Here is a 13,446-nt window from a genome sequence, read left to right on the forward strand (position 1 = left end):
CAGGATCGCATTCTGGACATCTGTCCAGATTTCTTTTGTGAGGAAAAAAGTATGTTTCGTCAGTGGCTAACATTAGTGGCTATCGTACTGGTGGATATCCCGGTCGCCATTGATGCCACGGTGCTCCACGTTGCCGCGCCGACGCTCAGCGTCGCGCTGGCGGCCAGCGGTAATGAGCTGCTGTGGATCATTGATATCTATTCGCTGGTGATGGCGGGGATGGTGCTGCCGATGGGCGCGCTGGGCGACCGCATCGGCTTTAAGCGCCTGCTGCTGCTCGGCTGCGGGCTGTTTGGCGCGGCGTCGCTGGCGGCGGCTTTTGCCGCCAGCGCCGAATGGCTGATTGCCGCCCGCGCGCTGCTGGCCGTCGGCGCGGCGATGATCGTTCCGGCGACGCTTGCCGGGATCCGCAACACCTTCAGCGACGCGCGCCAGCGCAATATGGCGCTCGGCATGTGGGCCGCGGTCGGCTCAGGCGGGGCGGCCTTCGGGCCGCTTATCGGCGGCTTTATGCTGGAGCACTTCTGGTGGGGCGCGGCGTTTCTGATCAACTTCCCCATCGTGCTGGCGGTGATGGCCCTGAGCGCCCGCGTGGTGCCCGCGCAGCCGTCGAGCCGCGAGCAGCCGCTGAATATCTCCCATGCGCTGATGCTGATCGCGGCGATCCTGCTGCTGGTGTGGAGCGCCAAAACCGCCATCAAGGGCCACGCGGCCTTTGGCCTTGTCGCGGCGGCAATGGCGATCGGCAGTTTGATGCTGGCGGCGTTCGTGCGCATCCAGCTCAGGGCCCGCGTGCCGATGATCGATATGCGGCTGTTTACCCACCGCATTATCCTCTGCGGGGTGATGATGGCGGTCACCGCTATGGTGGCGCTGGTGGGCTTTGAGCTGCTGATGGCCCAGGAGCTGCAGTTCGTCCACGGCAAAACGCCCTTGGAAGCGGGCGCCTTTATGCTGCCGCTGATGCTGGCGAGCGGATTCTGCGGGCCGCTGGCCGCGGCGCTGGTGTCGCGCTTTGGCCTGCGGCGGGTGGCCACCGCCGGCATGGCCCTCAGCGCCGTGAGCTTCTTCGGGCTGTCGGTCACCGACTTCAGCCGCCAGCCGTGGCAGGCCTGGGGGCTGATGGCGCTGCTGGGCTTCAGCGCCGCCAGCGCGCTGCTGGCTTCAACGGCGGCGATCATGGCGGCGGCGCCGAAAGAGAAGGCCGCGGCGGCGGGCGCCATTGAGACCATGGCCTACGAACTTGGCGCGGGGCTGGGCATCGCGCTGTTCGGCCTGATCCTCTCCCGCAGCTATAGCCGCGCCATCGTGCTGCCGGCGGGGCTGGACCCGGCCAGCGCCGGGCAGGCGGCGAGCTCCATCGGCGAGGCGGTGCGGGTGGCGCAAAGCCTGCCCGCGCAGTCCGCCGGGCAGCTGCTGGAGGCCGCCAGTTCGGCCTTCGTCAGCGCTCACAGCGCGGTACTTCTGACCGCCGGTGCGCTGCTTCTGCTGCTGGCGGTGGGCATCTGGCGGGGGCTGGCCGGCGCGCCGCTTCCCCGCGAGGAGGCCGCTGACGGTACGCTCTGAGCGCGTCACTATCCGCGCTTCACTACGCGAAGCGCCTTGCGCTCAGCGCCGCCGGGTCGCCAGGCCGCAGATCAGGGAGCCGAGGCAGACCATCGCGGCGCCCTGCCAGAATGCCCACGACAGCGGCGTGCTGAGCAGCAGCGCCGCCAGCGCCGACGAGAGAACCGGCGTGAAGTAGGAGGCGGTGGCCAGCAGGGTGACGTTGCCGTGCAGGATCCCGATATTCCACGCCGCATAGGCCAGCCCCAGCGCCGCGGAAAGGGCCAGCAGCTTAAGCGTCACCGGCAGCGTAAAGTGCATCGGCGGCTGGTCCGCCAGCAGAAACTTCAGCCACAGCGCAGCGGCGGTCAGCAGGACGAACAGCGTGATGCCGTTTTGCCCGCCGGCATATTTGGCGGTGACCGTGCAGTAGGCCGCCCAGATAAAGGCGCCGGTAAACGCCAGCAAATAGCTCAGCGGCCCGCTGCGCACGTTGCTGATGATTTCATCAATATTGAGTCCGCGCTCGCCGCCTAATACCCAGACCACGCCCGCCAGCGAGAGTAATATTCCCGGCAGCACCGGCCAGCAGCTTTTTTGGCCGTTAAACGCCATCGCAAATAAAATCGTCAGGCTCGGCCAGAGATAATTCACCATGCCGACTTCGATTGCCTGCTGGCGGTTGACCGCATAGCCAAGCGCCAGCGCCAGGCATATTTCATAGCTGACGAAAAGCGCGCTGCCGGCCAGCAGATAGCGGCGGCGAATGCGGCGCAGGTTGGGAAAGCCGACGGTGAAAATCAGCAGGAGGCCGCTGAACGTGAATACCAGCGCCGCGCCGCCAACCGGGCCAAGTCCTTCGCTGACGCTGCGCATCAGGCCGACCATCGTGCTCCATAAAATAATTGCCGTTAAGCCGGTAAGGGTCGCTTTTTGAGTGTTCATCATCCGTCGCATTAAAGGGCAAGCTTTTTGAATTTATAACATTTTTATATCACCGGCGCTGCTATTTCCGGCAACGGTTAATACCTTGTGAGTACGCTATTTAGCTATCCGTGACTATTAGGGATGTGCTCAGGCCTAATATTGATTTGCCGCAAAAAAACTAACTTCAGCAATGGTAATTTCCCAGCCGTTTATCCTGATAACGAGGGAAAGAATGAACGTAAGCCGCAGGAAGTTTTTTAAAATCTGCGCGGGCGGTTTGGCCGGAACAACGGTAGCGGCGCTGGGCTTTGCCCCGAAGGCGGCGCTGGCATCCACGCGCGACTATAAGCTATTGCGCGGGAAAGAGACCCGAAATTCCTGTACCTACTGCTCCGTGGGATGTGGGCTGCTGATGTACAGCCTGGGTGACGGCGCCAGGAACGCCCGCGCCTCTATCTATCATATTGAGGGAGATCCGGACCATCCGGTGAGCCGCGGCGCGCTGTGCCCGAAAGGGGCCGGCCTGCTTGACTACGTTCACAGCGAAAATCGCCTGCGCTATCCGGAGTACCGCGCGCCGGGCTCCAATAAGTGGCAGCGCATCTCCTGGGACGAGGCGTTCGAACGCATCGCCCGGCTGATGAAAAGCGATCGCGATGCGAACTTCATGGAGCAAAACGCCGAAGGCGTGACGGTTAACCGCTGGCTCTCCACCGGGATGCTCTGCGCCTCGGCGGCCAGTAACGAAACCGGCATGCTGACGCAGAAATTCGTCCGCTCGCTGGGGATGCTGGCGGTAGACAACCAGGCGCGCGTCTGACACGGACCAACGGTAGCAAGTCTTGCTCCAACATTTGGTCGCGGTGCGATGACCAACCACTGGGTGGATATCAAAAACGCCAACGTCGTGATGGTGATGGGCGGCAACGCCGCTGAAGCGCATCCGGTGGGATTCCGCTGGGCGATGGAAGCCAAAAATAACAACGATGCCACGCTTATCGTTGTCGATCCGCGCTTTACGCGCACCGCGTCGGTGGCCGACATTTATGCGCCTATCCGCTCCGGGACCGACATTACCTTCCTGTCGGGCGTACTGCACTACCTGATTGAAAATAACAAAATCAACGCCGACTACGTGCGCGACTACACCAACGCCAATCTGCTGGTGCACGAAGATTTTGACTTCAACGACGGGCTGTTCAGCGGCTATGACGCCGATAAACGCCAGTACGATAAGTCTACGTGGACCTATCAGTTTGACGAAGACGGTTTTGCGAAGCGCGATATCAGCCTCAGCCACCCGCGCTGCGTCTGGAACCTGCTGAAGAAGCACGTTTCACGCTATACGCCGGACGTGGTGGAGAACATCTGCGGCACGCCCAAAGCCGACTTCCTGAAGGTGTGCGAAGTGCTGGCCTCGACCAGCGCGCCGGACAGAACCACCACCTTCCTGTATGCGCTGGGCTGGACGCAGCACACCGTGGGCGCGCAGAACATCCGCACCATGGCGATGATCCAGCTGCTGCTCGGCAATATGGGCATGGCGGGCGGCGGCGTTAACGCCCTGCGCGGCCACTCCAACATTCAGGGGCTGACCGACCTCGGGCTGCTCTCGACCAGTCTGCCGGGCTACCTGACGCTGCCGAGTGAAAAGCAGACCGACCTGCAGACCTATCTCAGCGCCAACACGCCGAAGGCGATGCTGGCGGATCAGGTTAACTACTGGAGCAACTACCCGAAATTCTTCGTCAGTCTGATGAAGTCGTTTTACGGCGACCGGGCGCAAAAGGAGAACGGCTGGGGCTTTGACTGGCTGCCGAAGTGGGACCAGATGTACGACGTTATCAAATACTTCAACCTGATGGATAAGGGTGAAGTCAACGGCTACATCTGCCAGGGCTTTAACCCGGTGGCGTCGTTCCCGGATAAGAACAACACCGTGCGCTGCTTAAGCAAGCTGAAATACATGGTGGTGATCGATCCGCTGGTGACCGAAACCTCCACCTTCTGGCAGAACCACGGCGAGTCTAACGACGTCGATCCGTCGACTATTCAGACCGAAGTGTTCCGCCTGCCGTCGACCTGCTTTGCCGAAGAGGACGGTTCGATCTCCAACTCCGGGCGCTGGCTGCAGTGGCACTGGAAGGGCGGCGAGGCGCCGGGCGAGGCGCGCAACGACGGCGAGATCCTCGCCGGCATCTACCATCGCCTGCGCAAGATGTACCGCAGCGAAGGCGGGAAGGGCGTGGAGCCGCTGCTCAATATGAGCTGGCACTACAAACTGCCGCACGCGCCGGAATCGGAAGAGGTGGCGAAAGAGAACAACGGCGTCGCCCTCGACGATCTTTATGACGCCTCCGGCAAGCTGCTGGCGAAGAAGGGCGAGCTGCTGAGCAGCTTCGCGCTGCTGCGCGATGACGGCTCCACCGCCTCTTCGTGCTGGATCTATACCGGCAGCTGGACCGAGCGGGGCAACCAGATGGCCAACCGCGACAACGCCGATCCGTCGGGCCTCGGCAATACGCTGGGCTGGGCGTGGGCGTGGCCGCTGAACCGTCGGGTGCTGTATAACCGCGCTTCGGCGGACATTAACGGCAAGCCGTGGGATGCGAAGCGGATGCTGATCCAGTGGAACGGCAGCAAGTGGGTTGGCAACGACATTCCCGACTTCAGCACCGCCGCGCCGGGCAGCAAGGTCGGACCGTTCATCATGCAGCCGGAAGGGCTGGGCCGCCTGTTTGCTCTCAACAAGCTGGCGGAAGGACCGTTCCCGGAACACTACGAGCCGATGGAAACGCCGCTCGGCACCAACCCGCTGCACCCGAACGTGGTCTCCAACCCGGCGGCGCGGCTGTATGACGAAGATGCGAAGCGCCTCGGCAAGAAGGATAAGTTCCCCTACGTCGGCACCACCTATCGCCTGACCGAGCACTTCCACACCTGGACTAAGCACGCGCGGCTCAACGCCATCGCCCAGCCGGAGCAGTTTGTGGAAATCAGCGAAGGGCTGGCGAAAGCGAAAGGCATCAGCAACGGCGACCGGGTGAAGGTCAGCAGCAAGCGCGGCTTTATCCGCGCCGTGGCGGTGGTAACCCGCCGTCTGCGCACCCTGAACGTTAACGGCCAGCAGGTGGAGACCGTCGGCATTCCGCTGCACTGGGGCTTCGAGGGCGTGGCGCAGAAGGGTTATATCGCCAACACCCTGACGCCGAACGTCGGCGATGCCAACTCGCAGACGCCGGAGTACAAGGCGTTTCTGGTCAACATTGAGAAAGCGTAAGGAGCGATTTTATGTCAATGGAAACACAGGACATCATTAAACGCTCTGCCACCAATCCGGCAACGCCCGCGCCCCGCGCGCGGGACTACAAAGAGGAAGTGGCGAAGCTGATTGATGTGACCTCCTGCGTGGGCTGCAAAGCCTGCCAGGTCGCCTGCTCGGAGTGGAACGACATCCGCGACGAAGTTGGCCACTGCGTGGGCGTTTACGATAACCCCGCCGATCTCAGCGCCAAATCCTGGACGGTGATGCGCTTTAGCGAAACCGAGGCCAACGGCAGGCTGGAGTGGCTGATCCGCAAGGACGGCTGTATGCACTGCGAAGATCCTGGCTGCCTGAAGGCCTGCCCGTCCGCAGGCGCCATCGTGCAGTACGCCAACGGCATCGTCGATTTTCAGCAGGACAACTGCATCGGCTGCGGCTACTGCATCGCCGGCTGCCCGTTCAACGTGCCGCGCCTCAATAAAGAGGATAACCGGGTCTACAAGTGCACCCTGTGCGTCGATCGCGTCAGCGTCGGCCAGGAGCCCGCCTGCGTCAAGACCTGCCCGACGGGCGCTATCCACTTCGGCACCAAGAAAGAGATGCTGGACGTAGCGGCGGCGCGGGTGAAAAAGCTGCAGGCGCGCGGCTATCCGCACGCCGGGCTGTATAACCCGGAAGGCGTCGGCGGCACCCACGTGATGTACGTTCTGCACCACGCCGACCAGCCGGAGCTGTACCACGAGCTGCCGAAAGCGCCGAAGATCGATGCCGCCGTATCGCTGTGGAAGGGCGTGCTGAAGCCGCTGTCGGCGGCGGGCTTTATCGCCACCTTCGCCGGGCTGATTTACCACTACATCGGCATTGGGCCAAACAAGGAAGTGGACGACGAGGAGGAGGACCACGATGCGTAAGTCAAAAATGATCGTCCGCACGACGTTTATCGACCGCGCCTGCCACTGGACGGTGGTGATCGCCTTTTTCCTGGTGGCGCTGTCGGGGATTTCGTTCTTCTTTCCGACCCTGAAGTGGCTGACGGAAACCTTCGGTACGCCGCAGATGGGGCGCATTCTGCACCCGTTCTTCGGCGTGCTGATCTTCGTCGCCCTGATGGTGATGTTCGTGCGCTTCGTGCACCACAACATCCCGGATAAGCAGGATATTCCCTGGGTGCTGGGCATTGTTGAAGTGCTGAAGGGCAACGAGCACAAGGTGGCGAAGGTCGGTAAGTACAACGCCGGGCAGAAGATGATGTTCTGGACCATTATGAGCATGATCTTCGTCCTGCTGGTCACCGGGGTGGTTATCTGGCGGCCCTACTTTGCGCAGTACTTCCCGATTCAGCTGATCCGCTACTGCCTGCTGATCCACGCCACCTCGGCGATTGTGCTGATCCACGCCATTCTGATCCATATGTATATGGCGTTTTGGGTCAAAGGTTCGATCAAAGGGATGATCGAAGGCAAAGTCAGCCGCCGCTGGGCGCAGAAACATCACCCGCGCTGGTATCGCGACGTGGAGCGCAAGGAAGCGCAGGAAGAGAGTTCCGAAGGCATTAAGTAACCGACGAAGCGGCGCCGTAAGGCGCCGTTTTTCTTTCCGGCAAGCGCCAGGCGGCGCAGCTTGCGCAAATAACACAAAACTGCATAAATCCGCGCCCGATTGCAATGGTCCATTCCGCCCGTTTCAGGAATAATACGGCGCTTTCCTCCAACAAGTGATTAGCCGTATGAAAAAGACGATTTTTTCGTTAGCACTTGGCACCTTCGGGCTGGGCATGGCCGAATTTGGCGTAATGGGCGTGCTCACCGAACTGGCGCGGGACACCGGGATCTCGATCCCCGCCGCCGGTCACATGATCTCCTTTTATGCCTTCGGCGTGGTGATTGGCGCGCCCGTCATTGCGCTGTTCTCAACCCGATTCTCACTGAAGTCGATACTGCTGTTTCTGGTTGCCCTGTGCATTACCGGCAACGCGCTGTTTACCTTTGCCAACAGCTACGCCCTACTGGCGCTCGGACGCCTGGTATCCGGTTTCCCCCACGGGGCTATCTTCGGCGTCGGGGCCATTATTCTTTCGCGCATTGCGCCGCCGGGCAAAGTGACGATGGCGGTGGCGGGGATGATTGGCGGCATGACCGTGGCGAATCTGGCGGGCGTGCCGCTGGGCACCTGGATTGGGCACACCTTCAGCTGGCGCTACACCTTTTTACTGATTGCCGTCTTCGACGTACTGGTGCTGCTGTCGATTATCGCCTGGGTGCCGCACCTGTTTGATAGATCAGAAGTCCGCCTCAGAGAGCAGTTTCGCTTCCTCACGCTGCCGGAGCCGTGGCTGGTGTTTGCCGCGACGATGTTCGGCAATGCCGGCGTGTTCGCGTGGTTCAGCTTTGTGAAGCCGTTTATGCTGAGCGTATCGGGCTTCTCTGAAGGCGCGATGACCGCCGTCATGACGCTGATGGGCCTCGGCATGGTGCTCGGCAATATGCTGAGCGGCAGGCTCTCTGGACGCTTCAGCCCGCTGCGTATTACGATTATGACCGATCTGGTGATTGTGCTCAGCCTGATGCTGCTGTTTATGTTCGGCGGCATACCCGCCGCGTCGCTGGCGCTGGGTTTTGTCTGCTGCGCGGGATTGTTCGCGCTGTCGGCGCCGCTGCAGATCATGCTGCTGCAGAATGCCAAAGGCGGGGAGATGCTGGGGGCGGCGGGCGGCCAGATGGCCTTTAATCTCGGCAGCGCCATCGGCGCCTGGTGCGGCGGGCTGATGATAACCCTCAATTTTGGCTACAGCTACGTCGTGCTGCCGGCGGCGCTGCTGTCGTTCGCGGCGATGAGTTCGCTGATGATTTACGGACAGATAAAGCGCAGGCGGGCGCAGAGGGAGGCGCTGGCCTGAGAGAAACGCCGGGAGAGCCCCGGCGTTTTTGATGATTAGCGGCGGAAGTCGATAACCATGCGGCCGCGGATCTGGCCCTGTTCCATCTCTTTAAAGATGGCGTTGATATCGCCCAGCGGACGCAGGGCCACTTTCGGTACCACTTTGCCTTCGGCGGCAAACTGGAACGCCTCGGTCAGGTCCTGGCGGGTGCCGACCAGCGAACCGACAACCTGGATACCGTCCAGCACCAGGCGCGGAATATCGAGACTCATCGCTTCCGGCGGCAGGCCGACGGCCACCACGCGGCCACCGGCGCGCACCGCGTCCACGGCGGAGTTGAACGCCGCTTTCGCCACGGCAGTGACGACCGCGGCGTGGGCGCCGCCGGTTTTCTCCTGAACGATCTTTGCCGCGTCTTCGCTGCGCGAGTTGATGGTCAGATCGGCGCCCATCTGCTTCGCCAGCTCAAGCTGCGCGTCGTTAACGTCAAGGGCGATGACCTTGGCGTTAAACACATTTTTCGCGTACTGCAGCGCCAGGTTGCCGAGGCCGCCGAGGCCGTAGATGGCAATCCACTGGCCGGGCTTGATGCCGGAGACCTTCACCGCTTTATAGGTGGTCACGCCGGCGCAGGTGATGCTGCTCGCCGCCGCTGAGTCCAGCCCGTCCGGGACTTTTACCGCGTAGTCGGCGACCACGATGCACTCTTCGGCCATGCCGCCGTCAACGGTATAGCCGGCATTCTTCACCTCGCGACACAGGGTTTCGTTACCGCTGTTGCAGTATTCGCAGTGGCCGCAGCCTTCGAAAAACCACGCCACGCTTGCGCGGTCGCCGGGCTTGAGGGAGGTGACGCCCGGACCGACTTCCGCAACGACGCCGATGCCTTCATGACCTAAAATGACGCCGGTCTTGTCACCGAAATCGCCGTTTTTAACGTGCAGATCGGTATGACAAACCCCGCAGCATTCCATTTTCAGCAGCGCTTCGCCGTGCTTCAGCGCGCGCAGGGTTTTATCGGTGACGTTAATCTGATGATCCTGAGTCACTACAGCAGCCTTCATATCATAGCTCCTTGTTTATTATGAGAATCTGCGTTGCAGGCTAGAGACTGTAACGTTGAATTACCCCTCAAGGGTTAATGTTTTTCGCGAGATCCGCAAGGCTTCCGCAACATTCATACATACTTTACAGGGTGATTATGGCAACTCTGTGAAAAGCTGCACATTCAGGGCGGTTAAATGCTTAAAAAGCAGGCACCTGCGGTGCCTGCCGGTCAGCGCTTTTCCAGCAGAGTGAGCAGAGCGTCAATTTCCTGCCGCCAGCGGATCTGCCGCTCAGGCTTCTGATGGCGGGGTTTGCGGGCGAGGTCCTCGGCCAGCTGCGACTCGAGGGCGATAAGCCGGGTCAGCAGCGCCTCTTCATCGTCGCCCGCCGGCGGCTGCGCCGCCAACTGCGCTGCGGCCGCCGGCGGGGCGGAGGTTTCGCGCATCCGCGTCCACAGGGCCTCGGCATCGTGCCACTCCTCCAGCGTCCCGCCGTCGATAAACCAGAAGCGGCTGCAGGCCCGTTCGATGAACTGCCGATCGTGGCTGACCAGCAGCACGCCGCCGGGGAATGCCGCCAGCGCCTCCGCCAGCGCCGCTTTGCCCGCCATATCGAGATGGTTGGTCGGCTCATCGAGCATCAGCAGCCCGTAGCGGGCGAGGCTCAGGCCGACGAACAGCAGGCGCGAGCGCTCGCCGCCGCTGAGCGTCGCCACCCGCTGGCCGCGGTGGGCGTAGCCGAACCCGGCGCTAATCAGGGCCATTTTGCGATCCTCCGGTTCCGGGGCGAAGGGCGCAAGGGCGTCAAACAGCGTGGCCTCGTCTGCCAACTGCCTGAGGGTCTGGTCGTAATAGCCGACCTTCACGCGGGGATGGATCTGCAGCGCTGCGCTATTCTGCTGCCCGCAGTAGTGCTGCCAGATAAGGCGCAGCAGCGACGATTTACCGCCGCCGTTGCGCCCGATTATCGCTACCCGGTCGCCGCTTTTCAGCCGCGCCGCCGGGACGGTAAACAGCGCCGGCAGCCCTGGGGCGGGAGCGACGGGCAGGCCGTTCAGCGCCAGCAGCCTGTCGGCGGGCAGAGCATCGCCGCTGAGGTGCAGCCGCCAGCGGCTGCCTTCGGTCAGCGCGGTCTGGCTCGCCTGCAGGCGCTGGACCTGCTTCTCCATCTGTTTGGCCTTGCGGGCCAGATCTTCGTTATCGTAATCCCGGCCCCACGCGGCCAGCCGCTTCGCGCTGGCGGTGACCCGGTCAATCTCTTTCTGCTCGGCCCTGCGGCGCAGGGCGTCGCTTTCATCGCGCCCGGCGAGCGCCCGCAGGGCGGCGCTGCACGGAAGGGCGAAGTGGTGCAGCGTGCGGTCGCGTAAAATCCAGCTGACGTTGGTGACGTTATCCAGCAGCCGGGCGTCGTGAGAGACCATGATAAAGCCGCCGCGCCAGCTCTGGATGAACGACTCCAGCCACAGCAGGGTCGGCAGATCGAGGTGGTTGCCCGGTTCATCCAGCAGCAGCACATCGGGCCGGCGGATCAGCGCCCTGGCCAGCAGCAGGCGGGTGTGCTGACCGCCGCTCAGGGTCGCGCAGGTGAGGTTTGCCACGTCGGGGGCGAGGCCCATCTCCGCCAGCAGAGCATCAACCCGCCAGAGCTGGCTCTCGCGCTCGTCGGGCGGCAGGACGGCGGCGACGGCGGCGCGCAGGGTAAGGGAGGCGAGATGCGCCGGCAGGTGCTGCTCGATGCGCGCCAGCAGGCAGCCTGAGGCGGTTGACACCGTGCCCGAGGAGGGCGACAGGGTGCCGTCAAGCAGTTTCAGCAGCGTGCTTTTGCCGCTGCCGTTATCGCCGATAAGGCCGACGCGGTCGCCTTTTTGCAGGGTAAAGGTGAGATCGGAAAAGAGCGGCGCAAAAGCCGTTTCCACGCTCAGGGCGCGTGCATTCAGTAGTGTGCTCATTGAACTTACTCAAGTGTTACAGGCGTGCGAACGCCTCGTCAAACATCGCTGACGATAACCCGGTAAGCCGAGGGAAGGGAGTTACATTCTGGTGTCTTCGCTCAAGCCAAAGTTATCGCAGCACGGTGTGCGTAACGCTTGAGCAGGTGCGATCGCCAAATGTATGTGAAATAACAATCATTTCACAGTACGGCATGGGATCCTCCTTATTTATTCATCAGGTAAATGGGGAGAGGTAGTGTAGCGGGGAGAGTCGCGTTTGACCAGTCCAGCCTGTCCTCCTGCCCGGCGTGGAAGTAACATTAACGCGCCAGAGAAATGCGCGGCGGTCAGTCGCCGGTATTTCCGCCCCTGTTAGCTGTCCTGGGAATAATCTAAATAGCGTTAATTCCCGCAGCGCAGATGATTATTTTTAAATATGCGGAACTTTTTTGTTATTAAGCAATCAGCCCGACATTGAGGTGGCGCTTTTATCATTGCTGGCGCCTTTAAAGCAAGCGCCGCTTAATGCCGACTTTTTTTAAATCTTATTTTCTTAATGTTGTTATAAGGTTTGTTCGTTAAATTCCTCCCATTGATTCATCGTTTAGCCAGTCAGGCAGTTCTTTCTGAATGTTGTACTTCTATTTAATTAGCCTGATTCATTATCCCGTCAACGTTTAGCGTTCGGTATTTAATAAGGGATCCACGCAATGAGTGATTTTCTGCCTTTTTCACGGCCGGCGTTGGGCGCGGAAGAAATTGCCGCGGTGACGGAGGTCCTGCAATCCGGCTGGATCACCACCGGGCCGAAAAATCAGGCGCTTGAGAAGGCATTTTGTGACTTAACCGGCAATCAACATGCCATTGCGGTAAGTTCGGCGACCGGCGGGATGCACGTCACGCTGATGGCGCTCGGCGTACAGCAGGGCGATGAGGTGATTACGCCATCGCTGACGTGGGTGTCCACCCTTAACATGATTGCGCTGCTGGGCGCAGAGCCGGTGATGATTGATGTCGATCGCGACACGCTGCTGGTGACCCCCGAGGCGATTGAGGCGGCCATAACGCCGCGCACGAAAGCCATTATTCCCGTGCATTACGCGGGAGCGCCTGTGGACATCGACGCGATCCGCGCGATTGGCGAGCGCTACGGTATCCCGGTCATTGAAGATGCCGCCCATGCGGCCGGCACCCGGTACAAGGGCAAGCACGTGGGGGCAGAGGGCACGGCGATTTTCTCTTTTCACGCTATCAAGAACATGACCTGCGCGGAAGGCGGACTTATCGTGACCGACAATGACCGGCTGGCAAAGCGGATCCGCAGCCTGAAGTTTCACGGTCTGGGCGTGGACGCATTTGACCGGCAGGCGTACGGCCGCGCGCCGCAGGCGGAGGTGATCGAACCGGGGTTCAAGTACAACATGGCGGACATCAATGCCGCTATCGCGCTGGTGCAGCTGGCTAAACTGGAGCAGCTTAACGCGCGCCGCCGGGAGATAGCCCGCCACTACTTACAGGCGCTGGCCGATACGCCATTTCTGCCGCTTTCGCTGCCTGAATGGCCGCATCACCACGCCTGGCACCTGTTTATCATCCGCGTAGACGAGGCCGCCTGCGGCATTTCCCGCGCCGGGCTGATGGAGGCTCTGAAAGCGCGGGGGATCGGCACGGGCCTGCATTTTCGCGCCGCGCATACGCAGAAATATTACCGCGAACGCTATCCGCAGCTGCGGCTGCCAAACAGCGAGTGGAACAGCGAGCGTCTGTGCTCGCTGCCGCTGTTTCCCGATATGACTCCCGAAGAGACTTCCCGGGTCATTACCGCCTTACGTGAACTCTCCGGATGCTAACTCA

The 13,446-nt window shown here is 61.4% G+C and carries 9 protein-coding genes; 6 read left to right on the plus strand and 3 right to left on the minus strand.

Features of this window, described 5'->3' with window-relative positions:
• Positions 1-51: 51 nt before the first annotated feature.
• Positions 52-1,566, plus strand: a complete 1,515-nt coding sequence (locus tag ENGE1_RS05150) for a SmvA family efflux MFS transporter (RefSeq protein ID WP_064360557.1) — start codon at positions 52-54, stop codon at positions 1,564-1,566.
• 42 nt (positions 1,567-1,608) lie between these two features.
• Here ENGE1_RS05150 and yddG read toward each other — a convergent pair whose 3' ends face one another.
• A complete protein-coding gene (yddG, locus tag ENGE1_RS05155) occupies positions 1,609-2,490 on the minus strand; it encodes an aromatic amino acid DMT transporter YddG (protein ID WP_048252676.1) in 882 nt (293 codons plus the stop codon).
• A gap of 214 nt (positions 2,491-2,704) precedes the next feature.
• Here yddG and fdnG point away from each other — a divergent pair, with 214 nt between their 5' ends.
• From fdnG to araJ, 4 genes are all read left to right on the plus strand, one after another.
• A complete protein-coding gene (gene fdnG / locus ENGE1_RS05165) occupies positions 2,705-5,752 on the plus strand; it encodes a formate dehydrogenase-N subunit alpha (RefSeq protein WP_098939859.1) in 3,048 nt (1,015 codons plus the stop codon).
• Positions 5,753-5,763: 11 nt separating this feature from the next.
• The gene (gene fdxH, locus ENGE1_RS05170; RefSeq protein WP_043084066.1) at positions 5,764-6,648 is read left to right on the plus strand and encodes a formate dehydrogenase subunit beta; all 885 of its coding nucleotides are present in this window, start codon (positions 5,764-5,766) and stop codon (positions 6,646-6,648) included.
• A complete protein-coding gene (gene fdnI / locus ENGE1_RS05175) occupies positions 6,641-7,297 on the plus strand; it encodes a formate dehydrogenase-N subunit gamma (RefSeq protein ID WP_043084064.1) in 657 nt (218 codons plus the stop codon). The genes fdxH and fdnI overlap by 8 nt, the downstream gene beginning before the upstream one ends.
• Positions 7,298-7,463: 166 nt before the next feature.
• Positions 7,464-8,633 (plus strand): MFS transporter AraJ, encoded by a 1,170-nt coding sequence (gene araJ / locus ENGE1_RS05180; RefSeq protein WP_064360561.1) that lies wholly within the window; start codon positions 7,464-7,466, stop codon positions 8,631-8,633.
• 35 nt (positions 8,634-8,668) lie between these two features.
• On the opposite strand, the gene adhP is transcribed toward araJ, so the two are convergent.
• Together adhP and ENGE1_RS05190 are read right to left on the minus strand one after the other, a co-directional pair.
• Entirely contained in the window at positions 8,669-9,679 is a 1,011-nt protein-coding gene (adhP, locus tag ENGE1_RS05185) for an alcohol dehydrogenase AdhP (protein WP_048252678.1), read from the minus strand.
• A gap of 212 nt (positions 9,680-9,891) precedes the next feature.
• Positions 9,892-11,610, minus strand: a complete 1,719-nt coding sequence (locus tag ENGE1_RS05190; protein ID WP_048252679.1) for an ABC-F family ATP-binding cassette domain-containing protein — start codon at positions 11,608-11,610, stop codon at positions 9,892-9,894.
• Positions 11,611-12,302: 692 nt separating this feature from the next.
• Between ENGE1_RS05190 and arnB the strand changes: the two genes are divergently transcribed.
• The gene (gene arnB / locus ENGE1_RS05195; RefSeq protein ID WP_048252680.1) at positions 12,303-13,442 is read left to right on the plus strand and encodes a UDP-4-amino-4-deoxy-L-arabinose aminotransferase; all 1,140 of its coding nucleotides are present in this window, start codon (positions 12,303-12,305) and stop codon (positions 13,440-13,442) included.
• Positions 13,443-13,446 lie beyond the last annotated feature (4 nt).

This window comes from Pluralibacter gergoviae ATCC 33028 = NBRC 105706 (genome assembly GCF_001598855.1).
Lineage (GTDB): Bacteria > Pseudomonadota > Gammaproteobacteria > Enterobacterales > Enterobacteriaceae > Pluralibacter > Pluralibacter gergoviae.